This window comes from Psychrobacter sp. H29, from assembly GCF_059073055.1.
The window spans coordinates 2,759,257-2,784,760 of sequence record NZ_JCACRY010000001.1; the positions used below are offsets into that span (position 1 = coordinate 2,759,257).

The 25,504-nt window shown below is 45.3% G+C and carries 17 protein-coding genes, 2 tRNA genes and 3 rRNA genes; 15 read left to right on the plus strand and 7 right to left on the minus strand.

Annotated features, from left to right (window positions below; genetic code table 11):
* Window positions 1-225 precede the first annotated feature (225 nt).
* The 4 genes from lnt (at window position 226) to AC5JP1_RS11295 (ending at window position 6,532) form a co-directional block, all read left to right on the plus strand.
* On the plus strand, window positions 226-1,800 hold the full coding sequence (gene lnt / locus AC5JP1_RS11280) for an apolipoprotein N-acyltransferase (protein WP_493844178.1): 1,575 nt from the start codon (window positions 226-228) through the stop codon (window positions 1,798-1,800).
* Window positions 1,801-1,991: 191 nt separating this feature from the next.
* Window positions 1,992-2,438 carry a hypothetical protein gene (locus AC5JP1_RS11285; RefSeq protein ID WP_493844179.1) on the plus strand — a complete coding sequence of 149 codons (447 nt, stop codon included), beginning with the start codon at window positions 1,992-1,994 and terminating at the stop codon, window positions 2,436-2,438.
* A gap of 361 nt (window positions 2,439-2,799) precedes the next feature.
* The gene (locus AC5JP1_RS11290; RefSeq protein WP_493844481.1) at window positions 2,800-4,305 is read left to right on the plus strand and encodes a peptide MFS transporter; all 1,506 of its coding nucleotides are present in this window, start codon (window positions 2,800-2,802) and stop codon (window positions 4,303-4,305) included.
* A 409-nt stretch (window positions 4,306-4,714) separates the two neighbouring features.
* Window positions 4,715-6,532, plus strand: coding sequence for an aminopeptidase P family protein (locus tag AC5JP1_RS11295; protein ID WP_493844180.1), 1,818 nt, complete (start codon window positions 4,715-4,717; stop codon window positions 6,530-6,532).
* A gap of 130 nt (window positions 6,533-6,662) precedes the next feature.
* Here the strand turns inward: AC5JP1_RS11295 and AC5JP1_RS11300 are convergent, their stop codons facing one another.
* The 3 genes from AC5JP1_RS11300 to AC5JP1_RS11310 form a co-directional block, all read right to left on the minus strand.
* Entirely contained in the window at window positions 6,663-7,493 is an 831-nt protein-coding gene (locus tag AC5JP1_RS11300) for a hypothetical protein (protein WP_493844181.1), read from the minus strand.
* A 130-nt stretch (window positions 7,494-7,623) separates the two neighbouring features.
* Window positions 7,624-8,958: a beta-ketoacyl-ACP synthase II gene (fabF, locus tag AC5JP1_RS11305; protein WP_493844482.1), complete on the minus strand. Its 1,335-nt coding sequence runs from the start codon at window positions 8,956-8,958 to the stop codon at window positions 7,624-7,626.
* Between the two features lie 153 nt (window positions 8,959-9,111).
* Window positions 9,112-10,533 carry an anhydro-N-acetylmuramic acid kinase gene (locus tag AC5JP1_RS11310; RefSeq protein WP_493844182.1) on the minus strand — a complete coding sequence of 474 codons (1,422 nt, stop codon included), beginning with the start codon at window positions 10,531-10,533 and terminating at the stop codon, window positions 9,112-9,114.
* Between the two features lie 143 nt (window positions 10,534-10,676).
* On the opposite strand from AC5JP1_RS11310, the gene tyrS reads away from it, so the two are divergent.
* Entirely contained in the window at window positions 10,677-11,891 is a 1,215-nt protein-coding gene (gene tyrS / locus AC5JP1_RS11315) for a tyrosine--tRNA ligase (protein WP_493844183.1), read from the plus strand.
* A gap of 89 nt (window positions 11,892-11,980) precedes the next feature.
* Window positions 11,981-12,214, plus strand: a complete 234-nt coding sequence (locus tag AC5JP1_RS11320; protein ID WP_493844184.1) for a DUF1653 domain-containing protein — start codon at window positions 11,981-11,983, stop codon at window positions 12,212-12,214.
* Between the two features lie 95 nt (window positions 12,215-12,309).
* Here the strand turns inward: AC5JP1_RS11320 and AC5JP1_RS11325 are convergent, their stop codons facing one another.
* The gene (locus AC5JP1_RS11325) at window positions 12,310-13,146 is read right to left on the minus strand and encodes an alpha/beta fold hydrolase (protein WP_493844185.1); all 837 of its coding nucleotides are present in this window, start codon (window positions 13,144-13,146) and stop codon (window positions 12,310-12,312) included.
* 185 nt (window positions 13,147-13,331) lie between these two features.
* Complete coding sequence (locus tag AC5JP1_RS11330) at window positions 13,332-14,288, minus strand: alpha/beta fold hydrolase (protein WP_493844186.1); 957 nt, start codon at window positions 14,286-14,288, stop codon at window positions 13,332-13,334.
* A 210-nt stretch (window positions 14,289-14,498) separates the two neighbouring features.
* On the opposite strand from AC5JP1_RS11330, the gene AC5JP1_RS11335 reads away from it, so the two are divergent.
* Complete coding sequence (locus AC5JP1_RS11335; protein WP_493844483.1) at window positions 14,499-15,119, plus strand: hypothetical protein; 621 nt, start codon at window positions 14,499-14,501, stop codon at window positions 15,117-15,119.
* 27 nt (window positions 15,120-15,146) lie between these two features.
* Here AC5JP1_RS11335 and AC5JP1_RS11340 read toward each other — a convergent pair whose 3' ends face one another.
* Together AC5JP1_RS11340 and upp are read right to left on the minus strand one after the other, a co-directional pair.
* Window positions 15,147-15,899 (minus strand): SDR family NAD(P)-dependent oxidoreductase, encoded by a 753-nt coding sequence (locus AC5JP1_RS11340; protein WP_493844187.1) that lies wholly within the window; start codon window positions 15,897-15,899, stop codon window positions 15,147-15,149.
* Between the two features lie 69 nt (window positions 15,900-15,968).
* Window positions 15,969-16,628 (minus strand): uracil phosphoribosyltransferase, encoded by a 660-nt coding sequence (gene upp, locus AC5JP1_RS11345; protein ID WP_443526642.1) that lies wholly within the window; start codon window positions 16,626-16,628, stop codon window positions 15,969-15,971.
* Window positions 16,629-17,012: 384 nt separating this feature from the next.
* Here upp and AC5JP1_RS11350 point away from each other — a divergent pair, with 384 nt between their 5' ends.
* The 8 genes from AC5JP1_RS11350 to AC5JP1_RS11385 all read left to right on the plus strand — a co-directional run bounded on the left by AC5JP1_RS11350 (window position 17,013) and on the right by AC5JP1_RS11385 (window position 25,487).
* The gene (locus AC5JP1_RS11350) at window positions 17,013-17,681 is read left to right on the plus strand and encodes a DNA glycosylase (protein WP_493844484.1); all 669 of its coding nucleotides are present in this window, start codon (window positions 17,013-17,015) and stop codon (window positions 17,679-17,681) included.
* Window positions 17,682-18,354: 673 nt separating this feature from the next.
* Window positions 18,355-19,893: ribosomal RNA gene (locus tag AC5JP1_RS11355) — 16S ribosomal RNA — on the plus strand.
* A 73-nt stretch (window positions 19,894-19,966) separates the two neighbouring features.
* A tRNA-Ile gene (locus AC5JP1_RS11360) sits at window positions 19,967-20,043 on the plus strand.
* 10 nt (window positions 20,044-20,053) lie between these two features.
* Window positions 20,054-20,129, plus strand: a tRNA-Ala gene (locus AC5JP1_RS11365).
* Window positions 20,130-20,467: 338 nt separating this feature from the next.
* Window positions 20,468-23,323, plus strand: a 23S ribosomal RNA gene (locus AC5JP1_RS11370).
* A 164-nt stretch (window positions 23,324-23,487) separates the two neighbouring features.
* Window positions 23,488-23,601 (plus strand): 5S ribosomal RNA (gene rrf / locus AC5JP1_RS11375).
* Together the 16S, 23S and 5S rRNA genes with 2 tRNA genes alongside form the textbook arrangement of a ribosomal RNA operon.
* 106 nt (window positions 23,602-23,707) lie before the next feature.
* The gene (locus AC5JP1_RS11380) at window positions 23,708-24,055 is read left to right on the plus strand and encodes a hypothetical protein (protein ID WP_493844188.1); all 348 of its coding nucleotides are present in this window, start codon (window positions 23,708-23,710) and stop codon (window positions 24,053-24,055) included.
* Between the two features lie 370 nt (window positions 24,056-24,425).
* The gene (locus AC5JP1_RS11385) at window positions 24,426-25,487 is read left to right on the plus strand and encodes a TRAP transporter substrate-binding protein (RefSeq protein ID WP_493844189.1); all 1,062 of its coding nucleotides are present in this window, start codon (window positions 24,426-24,428) and stop codon (window positions 25,485-25,487) included.
* Window positions 25,488-25,504: the final 17 nt, after the last annotated feature.

The following is a 25,504-nucleotide window of genomic DNA, read 5'->3' on the forward strand; positions in this document are numbered from 1 at the left end:
AAAACACGATAAAAAATCGTGTTTTTTTGCTTTCTGGCTTTTACTTTTTAGTTTGAGGTTTCGCTACGCAAATTTACCCATTGATGGGTTTTGACTGGTATCATAGGTGGGTTTTATTTGTGGTTCTGCATGACGTATGATGCAGCCAGCTTTGCCTCAGTTCTACTTTAATTTTTCAGTGCTGAGCTGTGAAATATTTGAAAAATATAGTCTTGGATAATTGCTATGCGCCTGTCTACTGTTGATTTACAAAAACGCTTGAACCCTGAGAAGTCAAAAGGCTTACATTTGGGATTGGCGGCACTGATATCTTTGTTGGCAGGGGCTGCTTTTATACTTGCGCTCGCGCCTTATGGTATTTGGCCAGTGGCTCTGATATCACCTGCTATCTTATATGCACTATTGATGCCTGAGATGACAGGTCGCCGCGCCTTTGTTATTGGTCAGGCATACGGTACAGGGCTTTGGTGCGTGGGGGCATTTTGGCTATATACGTCTATTCATGTTTACGGCTCGACCCCTGCATGGCTTGCGCTGATTATGATTGCGTTGATGGGTCTTGGCATGGGACTGTTCCATGGGTTTTTGGCATTGATTTTCAATCGCGTGGTTGGCAAGCAGCCGCTATCTTTTGCTGCGCTTTGGATACTCCAAGAATGGCTGAAAACATGGCTGTTCACAGGCTTTCCTTGGTTGTTTGTCGGTTATGCCTTTACTGAGCAGTATTGGCTGTCATCGCTCGCTCCTGTTGCTGGCGTCTTCACGGTTTCCTTTGTGGCGATATTACTGGCTGCCAGTATCGTTGAGCTGCTGCGTCGCCGTGGCGGTTACATGATTCCATCTATTGCGTTGCTGGTTATTAGTACTACGCTGTGGTTGGTCAATCAGCAATGGACCAAGCCCAAAGGTACACCTGATCTGTCAGTGTCGCTGATTCAAGGCAATATCCCGCAAGATCTAAAATGGCTCACTGAGTATCAGATTGAAACCCTAAAAATCTACGCTACTTTGACGCGTGACGAATGGGGCCGTGATCTTGTTTTGTGGCCTGAGTCATCGATTCCTATGTTTCAGACAGAAGCAGTTGGTTTCATCAATGAAATGGTAGCGATGGCGAAGGAAACGGATACGACATGGGTGACGGGTATTCCGTACAAAGACGAAGCCGCGTTTGATGCCAGTACAGACAAGTATGCGCCGTTTTATAATAGTGTGGTGGCGCTTGGTGCTCAGGCAGAGGGTCTATACAAAAAGCAGCGTCTAGTACCGTTTGGCGAATACATCCCGTTTCAAGGTGTGCTTGATGTATTGCCCAATCTGGCTGGTAGTCAAGATATTATGAGTTATAGCCGAGGCAGTGACCAACAATCACCGTTACAGGTGCGTGGTCATAGCTTAGGTGCTGCCATCTGCTATGAAGTCGCGTATCCAGATACGACGCGCAAAAACGCGATTGGTACGGACTTTTTATTAACCATCTCAAACGATGCTTGGTTCGGTACGTCAGCAGGTCCACTACAACATCTGCAAATGGTACAGATGCGCGCACTAGAGAACGGTCGCTGGTTTATGCGTGCGACCAATACAGGGGTGACCGCTATCATCGATCACAAAGGTCGTATCGTAGAACGCGCGCCACAGTTCGAGCGCACGGTATTACGCGGTGAGGTGCAAGCACGAGTGGGTAACACACCATTCATGCGCTTTGGTCATTATCCTATTTTATTTATTATGGCGCTATTACTCATACTGAGTTACTTGGGCAAGCGTCCAAAGACTCCAGTACGTTTGGGTAAGTAAAAACGATACACGCTCAATGGTGATAGCCTATGATAATCAGGTAATTGGGTGAATGATGGCTATATATACCAAAAATGAGTAGTAAAATTGTTGATAATAAACCCTTTAAATACTTAAGGGTTTTCACAAATCAGTATAAATTGCGATATAATAGGTCAATATTTCAAATATTTTGTGCAAGGTGATAAGGTATGTCAGAAGGTATCGTCAATAACAATCCAAAAAAAGAGCTGTTGTTTACTCTGGGTGGCATTGCCATGTTCTTAGGCATTGTCTTACTCATTGGTGTTTCTGCATTTTTGCGTCCAGCAGGTGAGCATATCACTGCTGAGTCAACGGAAGCATCAGCGGCGGCAGACGAGGCAGAAGCCATTGCGACTGAAGACACAGCTGTTGAGACAGATGCTGCGATGGTTGCAGAAGATGCCGCAGCACCTGATACGGCTGCAGATGCAGCAGTAACACCAGCAGCAGCGACAGATGCTGATAGCGCAATTGTTAGTGCAGAAGCAGGTACAGCGACAGCTTCTGGTACAGTGAGCCAAGCCGCGGTTGCCGATACTGACTTGACCGCTGAGCAAGCAGATGGCGATTTAGATGCTGGCACGACCGCTGACGATACTGCCGCCGCACAGTAGTTTTTGCTGTAGCGCATCGATAGGTAAATAGCTACATTGCAAAATACCTTATAAGTTAGCAGTCGTATAAATACTGATTGTTAGTAACATCAATATGATAGATGTGTTGATAGACCCATAAAAAAGCCCGTTCTCAGTCATTGAGAGCGGGTTTTTTTATGGGTATTTGTGTAATTTTTAACCAATTATTTCTTTACTTGATTATGGCCAAGTGAAACAATGTTCCGCCTATATGACCGCTTGTCTGGATAATAGGGCATTTGGTCATTAAAAAAACAATCTTTAAAGGAATAAAGCTGTGAGTACAGAATCAAAAACAGGTACTAGTGCAGCAGAGCTACAAGCACTAGACAATGGCTTTATGGGACATCCTGCGCCATTACGCTCATTATTTTTTACCGAAATGTGGGAGCGGTTCTCCTACTATAGTATCCGTCCATTATTAGTTCTATTTATGGTTGCGACTGTGGGTAGCGGCGGTTTTGGTTTTAGTGAAGTCACGGCTTCTGCTATCTATGGTATTTTTGCAGGTTCATTGTATTTAGCAGCGGTACCAGGGGGTTGGTTGGCTGACAACTGGCTTGGTCAAGAGCGCGCGCTGTGGTGGGGCAGTATTGTGATTGCTCTTGGTCACTTATGTATCGCGCTTTCTGCCATGTTTGGCATGACATTGTTCTTCGTAGGTCTAATCTGTATCGTCTTGGGCTCAGGATTATTTAAGACCTGTATCTCAGTCATGGTTGGCGCGCTATACCCTAAAGGGGACTCTCGTCGTGACGGTGGTTTTACCTTGTTTTATATGGGTATCAATATCGGCGCGCTATTGGCGGCACTGATCGTTGGTGTCTTCAAAGAAAAAGGCATGTGGCATGTCGGCTTTGGCGTCGGTGGTTTAGGGATGCTCGTGTCCTTGCTTATCTATCGTTTTGTCGCGCAAAAAAATCTGACTCGTTATGCCACAGCCAAAGGTATCTCTGCCGAATGGGAGCATTCCAATGACCGCTATAAAAATATTGGACGCTGGGTTGGTGGGTTTGTCGCGTTGTTAGTCACCGTAGTGCTATTAGTGTCTACTGGCATGATATCGTTCAATCCTGAGATGGTCGCAGAGTACATGACTTATATCATCGCTGCGGTGGTCATCTTATATTTTGCGATTATGTTTATCTCACCTCGCCTTGATAAGACGGACAAATTACGCTTGTTGATCTGTTTTGTCTTAATCATAGGCTCAACGCTGTTTTGGTCAAGTTTTGAGCAGCAGCCCACATCTTTTAACTTATTTGCCGATCGTTATACCGATCTAAACGTTTTAGGGTTTGACGTTCCTAGTATCTGGTTCCAGTCATTGAACCCATTGTTTATTTTGATACTGGCACCTATCGTCAGCATTATCTGGGTCAAGCTTGGTAACCGAGGTCTTGAGCCAAGCAGTATGGCGAAGTTTGCGCTGGGTATGTTACTTGCCGCTGCAGGTTTTGCTTTGATGATTTTTGCCTCTAAAAGCATTTTAGCGCCTGGTGCTGGCTTGGCATCGCCACTATGGTTGGTAGGTAGTCTATTATTATTGACGCTAGGTGAGTTGGCATTAAGTCCTGTTGGATTATCCGCAATGACTAAGCTGGCACCAGAGGGCATGCAAGGTCAAATGATGGGGCTGTTCTTCGCTTCTATTGCCATGGGTAACTTGGTTGCTGCGTTCTTCGGTGGTCATGTATCTGCTGACAAAATCGAAGGATTACCAGGACTGTTTACTACCATGACTATTTTCTTGGTGGTGACAGCATTGTTTTTGCTAGCACTTGCTAAACCTATCAACAAAATGCTTAGAGATAGTGAGCGTGAGAAGCAGCTGGCCAAACAGTAAGCGACGTCTATGGAGCTGAGTGACCGGTATAGCCGCGAATAACAACAGCATAAATGACGTATGACAAGACGTGTTACCATTACTGGTAGCACGTCTTATTGTTTTATTTGGTGAGATATTTGGCATCAGTCATTGAAAGCTTACGCTCTGCCCAAACATCTAAGAGTAGCTCACGCTAAACATCAGTGGTGCAATATCAACCTCAATCAAATATGCTCAATAAGCAGAAGCAACTATCAAGCAAACACATTTAAAGAAAGTGCTTACTTAAACAATTACTATCGATAATAAATATTTTATTAAAACTAAAGCGGTATCAATAACCCAAAAAAGATGACTATTAGAACAAGACGATTGTAAATAATCACGCCATCATAATATTCTTAAAACATCTAGAAGGACACATTCAATGAAAAAACAAACCATTCACGAGCGGATAGCTAGCCTACGTGCGAGCTTAGTAGAGCAAGACCTCACCGCAATCATCGTGCCCTCTGCTGATCCTCACTTGTCTGAGTATCTACCAGAGTACTGGCAAACCCGCCAATGGCTATCAGGATTTACCGGTTCTGTTGGTACGCTGGTTGTGACAGCTGAGTTTGCTGGTCTGTGGACGGATAGCCGTTACTGGGTACATGCCGCTGATCAGTTAGCAGGTACAGGTATCACTTTAGAAAAGCTCGCGCCAGGCCAACCAAACCATATCGATTGGTTAGCCGAACATCTACAAGAAGGGGATAGCGTGGCAATAGACGGTAATGTGCTCTCTATCGCTGAGCAAGACCGATTGCTCACGGCCCTTGATGTAAATGACATTACTTTGATCACTGAGCGTGATGTATTGACGAGCGTTTGGACAGATCGCCCGGCCCTGCCAGCTGCCAAGCTATACGTACATGATGAGCAGTTCCTTGCCCAGTCTGCTGCTTCAAAACTTGCCGAAGTACGCGAAGGTATGGCAGCGGCAGAAGCAACCCATCATTTGCTTTCAAGCTTAGATGACATCGCTTGGTTGACGAACTTACGCGGCGCTGATGTTGACTACAATCCTGTGTTTTTATCACATATGCTGATTGATGCAGACCGTGCGACGTTGTTTGTTGATAGTGATAAAGTCAGTGCTGACATAGCACAGAGTCTAAAAGACAGCGGTATCACCTTGGCTGATTATTCGGCTGTACAAGAAGCACTTGGTGCACTGACGCCAGACGATTTATTGCTATTAGATCCGAGCAAAGTTGCCGTTGGCACACTCTCAAAAATGGCGGATGATATTGGTTTTATTGAGCAGATGGCACCCAGCACACTGCTTAAGTCTGTGAAGTCTGATGCAGATATCGAGCATGTGCGTGAAGCGATGCGTCAAGATGGTGCGGCATTGAGTGAGTTCTTTGCTGAGTTTGAGCAGCGTCTAGCGGCAGGCGAGCGTCTAAGTGAGCTGGATGTCGATAGTATGCTGATAAAGGTACGTAGTCGTCAGCCGCATTATGTGTCGCCAAGCTTCCCGACTATTGCAGGTTTTAACGAAAATGGCGCATTGCCGCATTACCGCGCGACGCCAGAGAGCTTTAGCTACCTTGATGTGAGTGAAGGCGAGGGCGGATTGCTACTGATAGACTCAGGTGCACAGTACCAGAATGGCACGACAGATATCACCCGTGTGGTCGGTATTGGTCAAGTCACGACCGAGCATAAACGTGACTTTACGATTGTGTTAAAAGCACATATTGCACTAGCCCGTGCCCATTTCCCTGATGGCATCGCCTCACCATTGATTGATGCGATTTGCCGTGCGCCATTGTGGCAAGCACAGATGGACTATGGTCATGGTACCGGTCACGGCGTTGGTTATTTTTTAAACGTACACGAAGGCCCACAAGTTATCGCTTATAGTGCCAGCACGCCAAAAGAGCGCGCGATGAAAGTCGGTATGATTTCAAGTAATGAGCCAGGTCTGTACCGCGAAGGCAAATGGGGTATCCGTATCGAGAATTTGGTGGTAAATATGCCAGTTGCTAAGCCTACTGAGACAGAGTTTGGTGACTTCTTAAACTTTGAGACCATCACTTACTGCCCGATTGATACGCGTTTGATTGAACCATCGTTGTTGGATCAAACCGAGATAGACTGGCTAAATGACTATCATAGCCAAGTCTATGCAGAGCTAAAAGATCGGGTCGAATGCGCCGCGCTTGAATGGTTGACTGAACGTACCAAAGCCATTTAATACCGAGCTCAAAACATTGAATAAAAACATTAAAAAGCCCCGTAAAGATTTACGGGGCTTTTTAATGCTCGTTACTTAATGCTGAGCGGATATTTCTAAAGGCAAGTCCAATATTAGAAAATGAGCAAAATTAATGGATGCTCTTAGCAGCTTCGTTATTGATAGTTGAATCATTCTGTTCGTTCAAATGTTGGGTGACTTCAGCACGCAGCCAAGACTTTAGATTTTCAGACAATAGCATCATTTGCTCACTCAAGTAGTCATCGACTTGCGTTTCAAGTTCGCGGATTAGCTCTTGATGCGTTATGTCTAATTTTGCGTCTTTTAAGACTAAGTTAATCGCTGTGCTGGTTTTATGATGAATGTCTTTAATATGACTATCGCCAATAGCATGAGTTTGTTCGCTAATGGCTTTGTGGTCAGCATTTTTGTTATCGCTAGCACTACTTTCAGTCTTTTGTGGTTCTGATGCTGCTGTTTCGGTCTTTGCAATAGAGCTATCAGTAACTGGACTGTCTTTATCAGCACTTGCTTTATCTACGCTAGTAGCGATAACTTGTTCATCAGTGTTATTGCTATCTGCTATCGGCTCATTTTTTTCTTGTTCTTTTTGAGCTTCTTCAGCCAGTTTGGATTCTGCTTGGAGTGTCGCTTCTTCAGCCTTTTTCTTTTGTTCTTCTTCTAATCGCTGTTTTTCGGCTGCTGCATTTGCTTGCTCCTGTTTGTCAGCGATCGCTTTGGCAATGGCTTGTTCGGCATTATAGTTGTCATATAGCTCGTCCACATGAGCGTCCAAATCATGCGTATTAAATTCAAAGCTTTCAAATGGAGTGTCAGCTTGTAGTAGGGTGGTGATGTCTTTGAGCTCTTGAGTGATTGCTGCGCGTACCGGCTCAGGTGCGCACGTCCAACGCTGATAAAACTGATGGGAAAATGAGTAGCTTGACATGGTATCTTCCATAAATGTTCCAAAAATTACCCCTTATCATACGCAAGTACGATAAGGGGCTGCAAGTGGACAAACGTAGCCAATCTGACACCAGCGTTACAACGCATCCATTACCATGCGCTGCGATATAGATAGGTGGCCGTTATTGGCTGATGGGCCAACGTGCAAATACCAAAGACCCATTGGTACCGCCAAAACCAAAGCTATTAGAGACAGCATACTGTAGGTTATCGACCTTACGCGATTGATTAGCTACATAATCGAGATTACAATTGTCTTCGACATCATCTAGATTGATCGTCGGTGGTACATGCTGGTTTTGTAGGGCAAGTACAGTAAAGATAGCTTCAACCCCGCCAGCAGCACCCAGCAAATGCCCCGTCATTGATTTGGTTGAGCTGACCAAGATACTGTCTTTAACGGGTGAGAACACAGTTTCGATAGCAATGGACTCAGCCACGTCACCCGCAGGTGTACTGGTGCCGTGAGCATTGACATAGCCCACGCTTGATGGCTCAATACCGGCATCATTTAGTGCATTTCGCATCGCTTTTGCAGCGCCGCTACCATCTTCTGGTGGTGCAGTGATATGACTGGCATCATCACTCATACCAAACCCGACAAGCTCTGCCAATATAGTTGCGCCGCGAGCTTTGGCGTGAGCAAGACTTTCTAATACGACCACGCCAGCACCATCCCCAAGTACAAAACCGTCACGACCTTTATCGAATGGACGCGACGCTTTGGTCGGCTCATCGTTACGCGTTGAGAGTGCGTGCATGGCGCTAAACCCTGATATACCAAGCGGGCTTGAGCCTTTTTCACTACCACCCGCCAGCATGACATCAGCATCACCGTAAGCAATCAAACGTGCTGCCAGACCCATAGCATGAGTGGCAGTGGTACAAGCGGTTGATGTCGCCAAGTTCGGACCTTTTAGGGTGTGTTTAATCGCGACCAATCCTGCCGCCATATTGACAATAGATCCTGGAATGATGAAAGGCGACACCTTGGCTGCGCCTTTTTCACGTAGGGTATCGCGGCTGTTTTCGATGGTTTGGATACCACCAATACCTGAGCCCAAAATAATACCAAAACGATCTTGCTCCACACCCTGTACTGGCGCATCAGCAGCACCGATCTCATCAATAAACCCAGCATGCTTCAATGCCATAGAAGATGCTGCAATCCCATAATGTATAAACTCATCATAGCGGCGGGCATCTTTGGCGCTCATATACTGTTTGGCATCGAAGTCTTTGACCACGCCTGCGATCTGAGCACGGTAGCCTGTGGCATCGAAATGAGTAATCGGTGCGATACCACTATCACCATTGAGCAATCTGGACCATGAGCTATCAACATCTAGACCAAGCGGTGTGATGGCACCCATCCCTGTGACTACCACGCGAGTCTCATCAGAACGCTCGTAGTGTGGTGGTTTTTGACGCGATTTATGTACAGGTGCTGCGGTCATATTGTTTGTGTCATCATTGGTGGCTTGGTCAATAGGTGAACTGCTGTGTTGGCTCATACGATATGTCCTATACTTACGGGTCCTAAGAGGATGGCGTTTTAAAAGTTATTATAAAACACATAGGTGCACGTATGTAAACTAAAATATAACTGGTCAGGCAAAACAGACCTGACCCAATACCACGCGTTTATTGGCACCAGTTACCGCTGGCAAATTACCCGTTTCACCCATGATAGTTTGACGGGCTAACCACGCAAAAGCGACGGCTTCTACCCACGTTGGTGCCAGCCCTAAATGATCAGTGGTTTTTACTGTGCAGCGAGGTAGATGAGCTTGTAGACGTGTCATTAGATAATTATTTAGTGCGCCGCCACCACAGACGTACACCGAGCTGTTTTTATCCGTATCTGTAAACATACTGATTTGCGTGCTCGCACTGATAGCGGTTAGTTCAGTCAAAGTGGCTTGTACATCAGCTGCTGAATAACTGACGTTGGCATTGGCTTTTTCAAAAGCCTGTAGCTCACCCTGTAGCCATGCCAAATTAAAGTCTTCACGACCAGTACTCTTGGGGTGAGGCTGAGCAAAAAATGCATGGGTCAACAGCTGATTCAGTAGCGGCTCGATGATTGTGCCAGATTGTGCCCAAGCGCCTTTTGCATCATAGTCATTATCTGTATGCAACGCCGTCCATGCATCTAACAATAGATTAGCAGGTCCAGTATCATAGCCAATGACATTATCTGCGTTATCTGTGTTGCTGTCTTCATCATTATTAGCTAACGCTGGCAAGACGGTTATATTAGCAATACCGCCCAAATTTAGGAGCACGCGTGTGCTATCAGGTATCGCAAATAAGGCTTGATGAAATGCAGGTACTAAAGGCGCACCTTGACCACCAACTGCCATGTCACGACGACGAAAATCACTGACCACGCTGATGCCTGTACGCTCAGCGATGATATTGGCGTCGACCAGTTGCAAACTAAATCCCATCTGCGGGCGATGACGGACGGTTTGTCCATGACAGCCAATAGCCAGTACTGATTCGGGGTCGGTATCGGATTGCTGCAATAAGGTATTGACTACTTCGCTTGCGAACTCCGCATACGCGCGGCTTGCCCAGCCAAACCAATCCAATTCACTGTTTGGTTCATCGACCTCCGGTACGAGTTGACTCACACCATTCGGCTGGCATAACGCCAGTAGTACTTCACGCAGCCTTGGTGGAAAATCTTGACTATACGTCGCGAGCAGTTGCATTGCTGGTTGGCTATGCTCTTCATCAATGGTGTTTTCTTTGTTGGTATTTTCTTTATCAGCCATGTCGTTATTGAACTGGCAAAGAACCGCGTCCATTCCATCCAAACTAGTACCTGACATCATGCCGATATATAAGCCATCATCAAAGCTTTCAAACACTGTTTGCTCAAGAGCGTCGGTCAGGGTGGCGTAGTTCGAATTATCATGGGTTAAGTCGTCGATATCGTCTGAACTATCGTCCAAACCATTATTCATAAGCAAGTCGGCAAGGGCATTATGGTCAGTATCAATAGTTGATGAAGGGTTGGTCATGGCAATTTACCTTAAAAAACGCTAGTATATCCGTCAAATTCTAGCATTTTTTCTTACCTTTTGAGCTTCTAAACGTCATAAGGTATCGAGCCGGTAATAATCACTTATAAAAACCCTAACGACAGCAATATATAGAGAGTACCATGACCGATAAAACCTACACCCTAGAAGAACAACTGGCCCTTATTCAGCGCGGTACGCAAGAGATACTCTCCGAAGACGATTTGGTGGCTAAGCTAAAACTCAATCGCCCGCTACGTATCAAGGCAGGCTTTGATCCTACTGCGCCCGACCTGCATTTAGGTCACACAGTACTGATCAATAAGCTCAAGCATTTTCAAGATTTGGGTCATGAGATTTATTTTCTAATCGGTGACTACACGGCTAAGATTGGCGACCCTTCTGGTAAGAACTCTACGCGTCCGCCATTGACTGATGAGCAAATCAAAGCCAATGCAACGACCTATGCTGAGCAAGTGTTTAAAATCTTAGACAAAGAAAAAACTCGCGTGGTCTTTAACTCTGAGTGGTTCAGTGACATGAGCGCCGCTGACATGATTCAGCTTGCCAGTCAGCAGACGGTCTCGCGTATGCTTGAGCGTGATGACTTCTCGAAACGCTATGCCTCGCAAACGCCTATCTCAATCCATGAGTTTTTGTATCCATTAGTGCAAGGCTATGATTCTATCGCGCTAAAAGCCGATGTTGAGCTTGGCGGTACGGATCAAACCTTCAACTTGTTAATGGGACGCACGTTGCAAGGGCGCTATGATCAAGAGCAACAAGTCTGCATCACGGTACCGATTTTGGAAGGGCTAGACGGCGTTAATAAAATGTCCAAGTCACTAAATAACTATGTCGCCATCTATGATGCGCCAGGTACCATGTACCAAAAAATCCTATCGATGCCTGATACCTTAATCCATCGTTACTTTGAGTTTTTGAGTTTCAAACCGATGGAGCAGATCGAAGCCTTGATGGCGGAAATGGAAGCGGGTCGCAATCCGCAAGAAATCAAACGTATCCTTGCCGAGGAGTTGATTGAGCGTTTCCACGATGCGGATGCCGCTGCCAATGCGCACAAATCTGCTGGTAATGTCTTAGCTGATGGTGAGCTACCCGTTGATCTGCCAGAAGTGACATTAATGCTTGAAGAAGGACAAGATGCCTTATTTATCGCGCAAATCCTAAACCAAGCTGAGCTTGCCAAAAACGGTGCGGCTGCCAAAGATATGGTCAAGCGTGGCGCAGTAAAAGTCGACGGTGAAGTGGTTGATGGTGGGTTTAGTCTAACCTCAGGTCAGACGGTCGTGATTCAAGCGGGCAAGAAAGCCTATGCAAAAGTGACTGTTGCTTAAGCGACGGTTGCAAAAGTGATTGTTGCTTAAGTGACTGCTCAACCTGTTATAGCGAGTGAATAACCAAACATAAAGAGTAAACTGTAATAATGACAAATCGAGCCACTATAATTCAAGGCATTTACCGCCACTATAAAGGCAGCCTTTATCAAGTGCTGCATACGGCGCGGCACTCAGAGACTGAAGAGTCGCTCGTAGTCTATCGTTGTCTGTACGGTGAGTATGGGGTGTGGGTACGCCCGCTTGCGATGTTTGCTGAAACAGTCAGCGTTGAAGGTAAAGAGGTACCACGATTTGAGTTGATTCAACCATTGAATGATTAGTACTGAACCACCACGCACGAGAAATTTCACCCAAAAAAAACGACCTATTCAGGTCGTTTTTTTGTTCTATATCTACGGTTTAGATAGATACGTAGTTAGTTATTTAAAAATGCAATCAATGCTTTATTGAACTCTTCGCTATGGGTCACATTGATACCGTGTGGACCACCTTCAATGACGTGTAATCTACTGTCTGCAATCATATCGTGAGAGCGTTCACCACTGGCTTCGATTGGTACGATTTGATCCGCATCGCCATGTATGACCAAGGTTGGTACATCAAACGCTTTTAAATCATCGCGAAAATCGGTATAGCTGAACGATTTAACGCAATCAAGTGTCGCTTTAGCAGAAGCAAATGCGGCAATATCACGATTGTATAGGCGCATTGGCTTGCTGACCAGCAACTTACCATCTTTTGGTGTAAAGAAGTTCTTAGTAAAATCATTCAAAAAAGCGATGCGATCATCGCTTACGCCATTCAAAAACCCTTGAATATCTGACTCTTCGAGACCACCATCAGGATTGTCATCTGCTTTAAACAAATACGGTGGGACCGCAGACGCGAGTACCGCTTTGCTCACACGCTCGGAGCCGTATTTGCCCAGATAACGCGCCACTTCACCGCCGCCCATAGAGAAACCAACGATGGTCGCGTCTTGTAGATCGAGCGCCTCCATCAACCCTTTCAAGTCTTCGGCTAGCGTATCGTAATCATAGCCATTCCATGGTTTAGACGATTGACCAAAACCGCGTCTGTCATAAGTAATGACTTGATAGCCTGCTTCGACTAGCGCAGGTAGCTGTGCTTCCCAAGCGCGTCCACTAAGTGGCCAGCCATGAATGAGTACGACAGGTTTACCAGTACCTTGGGTTTCATAATAGAGTTCGACTGGTTGATCGTCTTGAGTCGCAACGGTAGCGTAGGGCATGATTTTATCCTTTTGATATTATTATATTCATATATTTTTATATTGATGCTTATCAGTGACTGTCACTCTTAGTGAGTCGTTAAGGGTTTGCATCAGGTTTTTAGTATAGAATTAGCCCAAGTTGATTGCTACGACAGGTTGTAAAGTTATAGTAGTAATTATAAAGCGGTTGTGTAAAATCCTAGTCAATCTTGTAGAAATTCTTTTAGTATCTTATGAAATCGCAATGGCTCATCTATTGGTACGGCATGTCCTGAGCGCGGCAGGATGACATCACGAGCATTGGGCAGCATACGTGTGATTTCTTGCTGCCACTTGGGATCATAAAGTTTTGACTGCCCACCGATGAGACTGACCACTGGGATGGTGACGTTCGCTATACCTGCACGAAAATCATAGGGTATCGCGAGATACGCTTGCAGGCAGCGCATTTTATGTTGCCATGTTTGGTGATTATAAAATGCCAGCTTATGATCGTTTTGATGAGTAAGTGCTTGTACGACAGCTTTCGAGCGTGGACGGCTGACAGAGAGTAAAGAAAACAATCTTTCGACATCGGTCACATGGCGTTTGAGAGAAAACGGCAAGTGCGTAAAGTGTTCAACTTGCGCATAGGGTAGTGTCCTATCGACAATGTCTTGAAACACGGCAAACATCTCTTTTTGTCGATCCCCAAACAATCCGCCTTGCCAATTTGGTTGATTGTGAATCACAGGGCTTTGATCGATATTCAGATAGCGACTAACCCGTGATGAACCAAAACGCTCAAAATAAGACCACATCACAAGCGCGCCCATTGAAATCGCGGCAACGGGTAATGACTCTATCTGCCGTGCAAGACAGACATGCTCAATCACTATATCAATATCATCAGCATACTGATGTACAAAGTCAAACTGAGTCAACTCAACATTTTTTGCCGCACCAAAACCTCGAAAATGTGGCAAGTAAAACTCATATTTACCTATCAGTGGCAGTATAAAAGGTAAAAACTCACGTGCATCCATGCCATAAGCATGCATCATAATGACGGGTTTACCATTCCCAATGACAGACACGGGTAGCGCCGTACCATCAGTTGTCTTTATATCGATTGTCCGCAATTGATAGGACGCGGGTAGAGAAAGAAGAGTTTTTTTCATAGAATGACATCACTTTTGGTTATCAAGACATCTTGGTTGAGTGGTCAAGATGTATTTTTACAAACGTATTCATACCGCGAATAAAAGGCTGCTATATTAAACAGTCATCTGACCATAGCACAAAATTTGGCGGGTGGTAAAAGCAGTAGCAATAACTGACAAGGATAGAAGGGCATGGGCAAATCGATATTATCATTATTGGATAGTAGCTTGTATCCACAAGTCTGGGAGCAGCAGACCTTTACCAGTCCACAAGCACTTTTATTGTCGATGTTAAATAATGAGGTCACGGTTGATGCCAGCGCCTTTACCAAGCAGCTACTGGCGAATAATATTTATAAAGAATGGATTAACACCACGGTATTTGGGCGTTATCTACATCGTAATTTCACCGCCTTTTATCAGCAGACAGAAGACAGTTTTAATATAGATATGCCTTCGTTGTTCCGTCAGGAGCTAATGCGCCATACGCAGTATCTGCCGCTCACACAGGTGCTTTTTTTTGCAGGAGATATGCCAAAAAGTGTGCGACAGACCAAACTGCTTACCACTACTGTCAATCCAGCCACTGCGATCGTCAATGCTCAGAAATCATCTAAGACATCAGTCACCAATGCATCAAGAGTCGTGATTAACCAAATTACCATCACGGGTAAGCAAGTATTGGGATTTGCGATACGTCACAACAAACGCACGAGCGAGCGGCTGCGCAATGAAGTGTTGATTATGGACTTTCAGGACCTGCGTCTGGTCAATGAGATAACGATTGAAGACATAAAAAAAAGCAATATAGAGAGCTCTATATTGCTTCGGTCGTATGAGTTACGCTAATAAGTATATCGAGAAGCTAGACCTGTCTTAACTGTCTTGCTTGGCAACGGTTAAGCCATTGTAGGTTTGGGCTACTGGCATGACTTCTAAGCGATTGACATTGATATGCACAGGTGACTCAATCAGCCACAGCAAAATATCGCCAATGTCTTCACCCGTCATGGTCTTAAAACCATCATAGACCTTTGCCGCTTTGTCATCATCACCGTGATAGCGTACGTTTGAAAACTCAGTACCCGCAACTACTCCTGGCTCAAGATTGGTCACACGCACTTGCGTACCAAGCAGATCGGCACGTAAGTTTAGGCTGAATTGTTTTACAAATGCTTTGGTTGCGCCGTAAACGTTGCCACCAAAATAAGGCCAGTTACCTGCGATTGAGCCAACATTAATGATATAACCACTATCGCGCGCAACCATCGCTGGCAAGACTGCATGAGTCAACGCCATCAAACCTTTGACATTGGTATCATTCATGCGCATCCAGTCATCGAGACTGGCTTTGTGTGCAGGCTCTGTACCGAGCGCTAATCCTGCATTATTTACGAGCACATCGATTTGCTTGAAACCATCAGGCAGATCAGCAATGATTTGCGGGATAGAGTCTGTTTCACTCACATCCATAACCACGGGCAAAAACGCATCGCCTAGGGTATCTGCCAACGCATTCAGTTTATCAAGGCGTCTGGCGCAACCAATCACGCGATGGCCGTTTACAACCAAACGCTCTGCTAGCGCTTTACCAAACCCTGCGCTTGCACCTGTAATCAATACGTTCATTATCTGTCCTTATTATCGATGCTGTCTACTTTTGCTACAACCTTGATGACGACTTTGTCTGTTTTGGTACTATTTATTAGATAACTGCTTACCAAAAATCTTGTCGCCCGCATCACCCAAACCTGGGATGATATAACCATGTTCATCCAAATGACTGTCTAGCGCAGCGGTATAAATGGTCACGTCAGGATGCGCTTCGTTCACCAAGCGTACGCCTTCAGGTGCCGCCACGAGTACCAATGCTTTGATATTCGTACAACCATTTTTCTTGAGCATCTCGATGGTGGCTACCATTGAGCCGCCGGTGGCTAGCATCGGGTCAATGATCAGCGCAGGACGTTTGTCCATGTGGCTGACGAATTTTTCAAAAAACGGTACTGGCTGTAGCGTTTCTTCATCACGTTGTAGGCCGACAACAGAAATTTTAGCAGTAGGGATTAGATCGAGCACGCCATCAAGCATGCCAATACCTGCGCGCAAAATAGGTACGATAGTTGCTGTCTTACCGATGATTTGCTCACCAGTGATCTCGCCGCACCAGCCTTGCATTGGAAACGTCTCAATTTCAAAATCGCGACTTGCTTCATATGCCATCAAGCGCGCAAGTTCTTTGGTCAATGTGCGAAACTTATAAGTGCTACAGTCTTTTTCACGCATGAGACTGAGTTTATGACGGACTAGCGGATGATCGATTACCGTAATGTTCAAATCGTTGTTTAAGTCACTCATAGAATCTCTCTTGGTTTCTTGTCTGATGCTTGCGCAGTTGCTGCGGTTGCTATTAGTATAAAAGATACAAACACTTACCGCACTTTAACCATATACCTAGCATATAGATAGTAAGGTTAGAGCTCTCACAATCATGCTTATCAAATACGTTTACTGCCTCACAGCAGTGACTGCTGAGGACGATAACAATATTCACGTTCACAGTTACCGTCAAAGCCTAAGCAATTTAGGCTAAGCAGGTCGATATTTTGCTATTTAAGTTAACCAATCAAATGAACTTAGGTTGACTATAAGCGTAATGACAAGTGAGGTAGTGTTTAGACCTGCTATGATACCAAAAAAACCGCTTTTCTGATGAAGAATATCATGACTATAAAAACACCAATGACCCAAAATATAGAGACAACGCTTACATCTCCTAAAAACAGAGCTACAGAAATTGAAACTCATCCTTTCGAGCCTGTGTTGCCATCAAACGCTACTATCATGATGATGGGTACTTTTCCGCCGACTGCTGACAAATGGGCAATGAGTTTTCATTACCCTAACTTTTATAATGACATGTGGCGCATATATGGTCGAGTATTCTTTGATGATGCTGATTATTTTAGAGTAGGTGATGAGAAGCGATTTGATCCTGAACGTATCCGTGATTTTATGTTTGAGCGCGGTATCGCTTCTTGTCCCACAGTAAAGCAAGCCATTCGCGAGACAGGTAATGCTTCGGATAAAAACCTAACGGTAGTCACCCCCGTTGATTTAGATAGTATTTTGCCACAAGTACCAAAGGTAAAAACGTTGTTCACGACGGGAGGTAAGGCAACCGAAGTGCTGATCGAACTATTGAATGAACCACTTGCCAAGTCAAAGCACCCTAAAACCAACCAAAGTATCAATTATCCTTACGAGTGGCAGAGTAAAGATAATCAGAAAGCTGATGTAAATAATCTAACCTTACATAGGTTACCGTCGACTTCACGAGCCTATCCGTTATCGCTGGATAAGAAAGTTGCTGCGTATAGAGCGTTTTTCGAAAAAATGGGCAAGTTATAAGGTAAGTAAGGTTGTACTAATAGAAGGAAAAATCTAAAAAATAGTAAAGGATCTATATCTGTTAAAACGGAATATTCTTACTAGAAGGGAAGCACGTACCTATTCCTCTACCATACCCACTAATCGACCAATTCATAACCTATTGAAACTATTTAGTATTTTAAGTAGCTGTAAAATAAGTTTAAAAACATGTATAAAATTGGTTGACACTGTTATTAAACTCTCTATAATACGCCCTCATCGGACGGACTAGCGGTGACTAATATGTAAATTACATATTAATAACGCAGTTAACCTGGTGAAACAAATTATAAAAAGTCTTGACAAATCAAATCATTATGATAAGATAGTCGGCTCGCTAGATAGCTTAACCGGAGACGGATTGGCTAGATGGCAAAAGAAATACCCTATATATCGATGACTGGACGACAGTGATTGAGACTATTTAAAAGCATAACTAAAGAACAACTTGTGTGGATTTTTGCTGATTCAGAATGCTAAAAAATAAAGTTGACTATCTTTTCTTTTCGGAAAGATTATTAACTATAAAAATTATCATTTAAGACAGCAGAAAAACTCAAAGTTAATTCATTACGAACATAATTTTTAGCGATTTTGCCAGATTAGATGAGCCAAGTTTAGAAGCTTCTTTAAAGAGCTTCATAGCAAGATTAAACTGAAGAGTTTGATCATGGCTCAGATTGAACGCTGGCGGCAGGCTTAACACATGCAAGTCGAGCGGAAACGATGATAGCTTGCTATCAGGCGTCGAGCGGCGGACGGGTGAGTAATACTTAGGAATCTACCTAGTAGTGGGGGATAGCACGGGGAAACTCGTATTAATACCGCATACGTCCTACGGGAGAAAGGGGGCAACTTGTTGCTCTCGCTATTAGATGAGCCTAAGTCGGATTAGCTAGATGGTGGGGTAAAGGCCTACCATGGCGACGATCTGTAGCTGGTCTGAGAGGATGATCAGCCACACCGGGACTGAGACACGGCCCGGACTCCTACGGGAGGCAGCAGTGGGGAATATTGGACAATGGGGGAAACCCTGATCCAGCCATGCCGCGTGTGTGAAGAAGGCCTTTTGGTTGTAAAGCACTTTAAGCAGTGAAGAAGACTCTTCGGTTAATACCCGGAGACGATGACATTAGCTGCAGAATAAGCACCGGCTAACTCTGTGCCAGCAGCCGCGGTAATACAGAGGGTGCAAGCGTTAATCGGAATTACTGGGCGTAAAGCGAGCGTAGGTGGCTTGATAAGTCAGATGTGAAATCCCCGGGCTTAACCTGGGAACTGCATCTGAAACTGTTAGGCTAGAGTAGGTGAGAGGGAAGTAGAATTTCAGGTGTAGCGGTGAAATGCGTAGAGATCTGAAGGAATACCGATGGCGAAGGCAGCTTCCTGGCATCATACTGACACTGAGGCTCGAAAGCGTGGGTAGCAAACAGGATTAGATACCCTGGTAGTCCACGCCGTAAACGATGTCTACTAGTCGTTGGGTCCCTTGAGGACTTAGTGACGCAGCTAACGCAATAAGTAGACCGCCTGGGGAGTACGGCCGCAAGGTTAAAACTCAAATGAATTGACGGGGGCCCGCACAAGCGGTGGAGCATGTGGTTTAATTCGATGCAACGCGAAGAACCTTACCTGGTCTTGACATATCTAGAATCCTGCAGAGATGCGGGAGTGCCTTCGGGAATTAGAATACAGGTGCTGCATGGCTGTCGTCAGCTCGTGTCGTGAGATGTTGGGTTAAGTCCCGCAACGAGCGCAACCCTTGTCCTTAGTTACCAGCGGGTTAAGCCGGGAACTCTAAGGATACTGCCAGTGACAAACTGGAGGAAGGCGGGGACGACGTCAAGTCATCATGGCCCTTACGACCAGGGCTACACACGTGCTACAATGGTAGGTACAGAGGGCAGCTACACAGCGATGTGATGCGAATCTCAAAAAGCCTATCGTAGTCCAGATTGGAGTCTGCAACTCGACTCCATGAAGTAGGAATCGCTAGTAATCGCGGATCAGAATGCCGCGGTGAATACGTTCCCGGGCCTTGTACACACCGCCCGTCACACCATGGGAGTTGATTGCACCAGAAGTGGATAGCTTAACCTTCGGGGGAGCGTTCACCACGGTGTGGTTGATGACTGGGGTGAAGTCGTAACAAGGTAGCCGTAGGGGAACCTGCGGCTGGATCACCTCCTTATAGATGGCATTCGGTCAGCAAGAATTCACAACAAGTTGTTCTTTAGTTTAAGCTTACGTTTTAGGACGTATTAGGGTCTGTAGCTCAGCTGGTTAGAGCACCGTGTTGATAACGCGGGGGTCAGTGGTTCGAGTCCACTTAGACCCACCATTTATATAATGGGGCCATAGCTCAGTTGGTAGAGCGCCTGCCTTGCACGCAGGAGGTCAACGGTTCGACTCCGTTTGGCTCCACCACTACTTTAGTTAAGCTTAGAGTGCTAAATAAAAATAGGTATCAAACAGAAACAAGTGATTTATTAAGATTACTTCTTTCTGTTTTATACAGAATCTGTGACTCGACGAGAGCATAGAGACTATTTAAAAACATAGATATGAGTCTGGGTTAGGAAGAGCGTGTTCACGCGCACTTCTTAACCTTAATAACTCACCTCTTAACGACATCAGTTGTTATCCCAGGGGTGAGTTATTAAAAAAGTAAAGAGAACTGAATCAAGCGTATAAACATAGGTGATATCGTTATCATAATTAGATTGTATGACACTTAGAAGTCGAGAGACTACTTGGGGTTGTATGGTCAAGTAATGAAGCGCACATGGTGGATGCCTTGGCAGTCAGAGGCGATGAAAGACGTGACAGCCTGCGATAAGCTTCGGGGAGGCGGCAATATCCTGTGATCCGGAGATTTCTGAATGGGGAAACCCAGCTAGCATAAGCTAGTTATCCTAATTTATTAGGAAGCGAACGAGGGGAAGTGAAACATCTCAGTACCCTTAGGAATAGACATCAATTGAGATTCCCCTAGTAGCGGCGAGCGAACGGGGAGAAGCCGATTAGTACTAATGTAGAAGAACAGCGTGGGAAAGCTGACCGTAGTAGGTGATAGTCCTGTATTCGAAACATTAGCATTAACATATTAAGTAGAGCGGGGCACGAGAAATCCTGTTTGAAGATGGGGGGACCATCCTCCAAGGCTAAATACTCCTGACTGACCGATAGTGAACCAGTACCGTGAGGGAAAGGCGAAAAGAACCCCTGTGAGGGGAGTGAAATAGAACCTGAAACCGTGTGCGTACAAGCAGTGGGAGCCTACTTGTTAGGTGACCGCGTACCTTTTGTATAATGGGTCAGCGACTTATGTTCTGTAGCAAGGTTAACCGTTTAGGGGAGCCGTAGGGAAACCGAGTCTTAATAGGGCGATTAGTTGCAGGGCATAGACCCGAAACCGAGTGATCTATCCATGAGCAGGTTGAAAGTGCCGTAACAGGCACCGGAGGACCGAACCCACTGTCGTTGAAAAGCCAGGGGATGACTTGTGGATAGGGGTGAAAGGCTAATCAAACTCGGTGATAGCTGGTTCTCCCCGAAAGCTATTTAGGTAGCGCCTCGGACGAACACCATTGGGGGTAGAGCACTGTTTCGGCTAGGGGGTCATACCGACTTACCAAACCGATGCAAACTCCGAATACCGATGAGTGATATCCGGGAGACACACAGTGGGTGCTAACGTCCATTGTGGAGAGGGAAACAACCCAGACCGCCAGCTAAGGCCCCAAATTCCTAGTTAAGTGGGAAACGAGGTGGGAAGGCATAGACAGCTAGGAGGTTGGCTTAGAAGCAGCCATCCTTTAAAGAAAGCGTAATAGCTCACTAGTCGAGTCGGCCCGCGCGGAAGATGTAACGGGGCTCAAACTAGGAGCCGAAGCTGCGGATTTGAATTTGTTTTCAAGTGGTAGGGGAGCGTTGTGTAAGCCTGTGAAGGTGTGTTGTAAAGCATGCTGGAGGTATCACAAGAGCGAATGCTGACGTGAGTAACGATAATGCGAGTGAAAAGCTCGCACGCCGGAAGATCAAGGGTTCCAGTCCAACGTTAATCGGGGCTGGGTGAGTCGACCCCTAAGGCGAGGCCGAAAGGCGTAGTCGATGGGAAATCGGTTAATATTCCGATACTTGTTTATAATGCGATGGAGGGACGGAGAAGGTTATGTCAGCCTGGCGTTGGTTGTCCAGGTGAAAGGATGTAGGTTTATAGCTTAGGTAAATCCGGGCTATTTTATACCGAGATCTGATAGCAAGCTGTACTTGTACAGCGAAGTGGCAAATACCATGCTTCCAGGAAAAGCTTCTAAGCAATAGTTATAAACGAATCGTACCCTAAACCGACACAGGTGATCAGGTAGAGAATACCAAGGCGCTTGAGAGAACTCTGCTGAAGGAACTAGGCAAAATGGTACCGTAACTTCGGGAGAAGGTACGCTGTTGGTGGTGATAGGACTTGCTCCTTGAGCTGCTGGCAGTCGCAGATACCAGGCTGCTGCAACTGTTTATTAAAAACACAGCACTCTGCAAACACGAAAGTGGACGTATAGGGTGTGATGTCTGCCCGGTGCTGGAAGGTTAATTGATGGGGTTAGCGTAAGCGAAGCTCTTGATCGAAGCCCCAGTAAACGGCGGCCGTAACTATAACGGTCCTAAGGTAGCGAAATTCCTTGTCGGGTAAGTTCCGACCTGCACGAATGACATAATGATGGCAGCGCTGTCTCCAGCAGAGACTCAGTGAAATCGAAATCGCAGTGAAGATGCTGTGTACCCGCGGCTAGACGGAAAGACCCCGTGAACCTTTACTACAGCTTTACATTGAACTTTGACCTGACTTGTGCAGGATAGGTGGGAGGCTTTGAAGCCGAGACGCTAGTCTTGGTGGAGCCAATCTTGAAATACCACCCTGGTCATGTTGGGGTTCTAACTCAGGTATAACAATACCGAGGACAATGTATGGTGGGTAGTTTGACTGGGGCGGTCTCCTCCTAAAGAGTAACGGAGGAGTACGAAGGTGCGCTCAGACCGGTCGGAAATCGGTCGTAGAGTATAAAGGCAAAAGCGCGCTTAACTGCGAGACCCACAAGTCGAGCAGGTACGAAAGTAGGTCTTAGTGATCCGGTGGTTCTGTATGGAAGGGCCATCGCTCAACGGATAAAAGGTACTCTGGGGATAACAGGCTGATACCGCCCAAGAGTTCATATCGACGGCGGTGTTTGGCACCTCGATGTCGGCTCATCTCATCCTAGGGCTGAAGCAGGTCCTAAGGGTATGGCTGTTCGCCATTTAAAGAGGTACGCGAGCTGGGTTTAGAACGTCGTGAGACAGTTCGGTCCCTATCTACCGTGGGCGTTGGAAATTTGAGAGGATCTGCTCCTAGTACGAGAGGACCAGAGTGGACGAACCACTGGTGTTCGGGTTGTCATGCCAATGGCATTGCCCGGTAGCTACGTTCGGATGGGATAACCGCTGAAAGCATCTAAGCGGGAAGCCCACCTCAAGATTAGATTTCCCTAAAGAGCCGTTCAAGACTAGGACGTTGATAGGCAGGGTGTGGAAGCACAGCGATGTGTGTAGCTAACCTGTACTAATTGCTCGTTTGGCTTGACCATACAACACCCAAGTGGTTTGTATACAAGTCTAATTAATCTGTCATAGACAGAACATTTCGATATCACCTTTGACCTTGATTCAGTTAGGTTACAAGTTGATCGACCATAGACTAAACATTTATAGTCAAACAATAAAAACAACAGACTCATATCTAACCCCCTTTGCTGACGACAATAGCGCGATGGCCCCACCTGATCCCTTCCCGAACTCAGAAGTGAAACATCGTTGCGCCAATGGTAGTGTGGTTCGCCCATGTGAGAGTAGGTCATCGTCAGCTCTCTATTCTGAAATATCCCCCGACTAGTTATCTAGGCGGGGGATTTTCTTTGTGTGGCGAAAATATATTATACTATTATCACTATCGTATCTTGGAGCAATGTATTATGGGCACCGCTATTTATTATACAGCTGAGTGCGCGACGCTTTTGACTGAAAAAGAGCAGGAAGATGTCATTTCTATTGTCGATAAGTACAATGAAAGCTTCAAGTATATAGAAGATGCAGAATCTTTTGACCTTTATGCATATGATGATAGTGAGTCAGATGTGATACTGGCAGGAGCGACTAAAGTACCCTCTAGTATTGATATCGAAGTCCTAATGTATAGCATAAACCATTGGCTACAGTGCTTAACTGAAATTCGTCTCGTAGTAGCTGATGCAGAGTGGCATGTGCATGTGGACGATACTGATGCGGTGTGGGTAGACGACAGATGGCATATGGAACAGTAGATTTACATTGCCTACATTTGTAATTTACTTTAGCCATTTTTAGTTTATTCCTAGCTGACAGAAAATCCCTCAACTTGACACCGAGTTGAGGGGTTTTTTTATTTTCATTCGACTCATCTACTCGATATTAATTCGGCTGTATCAGTTATAAATAAGTGCCTAGTAGTGCCCCAAAGGTTCAATTCATTATTTAGCATATTATCAAAATGATTTGACTTATATCATTATAGCTGTTAATTTTAGACTATATTTTTCTTACCAGGATGTAAAAGATATATAAAAGCTTGTAAGTAGTTCAATTTAGTTTGAGTCGGATTATTTACTCGTGATGTTCTACTCCCATTCTTATAATTATCAAAAGGAATTGATAATGAAGTTAGCTCCTCTCTTTTCAATTGGCGCTTTAGCCGCTATTAGTCTTTTCGGCTGCTCCAATCAATCTGCTGATACCTCTGATGGTTCATCAGCGACTTCTCAAGAAACTACTGTTTTGCGCTTTTCGCATTTTTGGCCAGCCACTTCATCTATTAGCAAAGAAGTCTTTGAACCGTGGGCTAAGCAAATAGAGACAGATTCTGATGGTCGCCTAAAGGTAGAGTTGTATCCTTCGGCTGGTCTTGCCAAAGCAGATGTAACCTATGAGTCCGCTGCTAAAGGTACGATCGATATCGGCTCACAAGCGCACGGTTATACCAATGGTCGTTTTCCTTTAACTCAGATCACCGAGCTACCAGGACTATCTAACTCAGCCACTCAAATGGGCTGTATGCTTCAAACTCTTTATGACGATGGTACTCTTGCTAGTGAGTATGAAGACTCACATCTATTGTTTATGTATGGTGCGGGACCTGGTTCACTTCATACCACAGATAAGCTGATTCGCACACCTGAGGATATGAAAGGTATGCGTATTCGTCGGCCCTCTGCAGTCGCTGGTGATATTATCGAAAGTGCTGGTGCGTCCCCTGTAGGTTTGCCTGCAAATGATATGTACACCTCTCTACAGCGTGGTGTCGTTGATGGTTTGAGTTTCCCTTGGGAAGCGGTGACAGCTTTTAAAATTGATGAAATTACTAAATATCATACCAACATTCCTTTTTACAGCTCAGCTCTCATGGTCACTATGAACAAAGATAAGTATGAAAATTTACCTGATGACTTAAAGCAAGTCCTAGACAAAAACTCAGGCATGGCCCTAGCCAGTAAAGTTGGTGAAGTCTTTGATAAGCATGATCAGATGGCAATGCAAGCAGCCAAAGATAAAGGTGATGAGATCGTTGATATTCCTGATCCGTTGAATGATCCAAACTGGAAAGGACCGCTCGAAAAAGGAACACAAAAATATTTAAATGATGTTAATGCTTTAGGTCTAGATGCAAATGGTGTCTACGAAAAGGCCAAAGCTGCTAGTGCCGCCTGTAAAGTGGTATAACCCATTGGAGGTGTCAC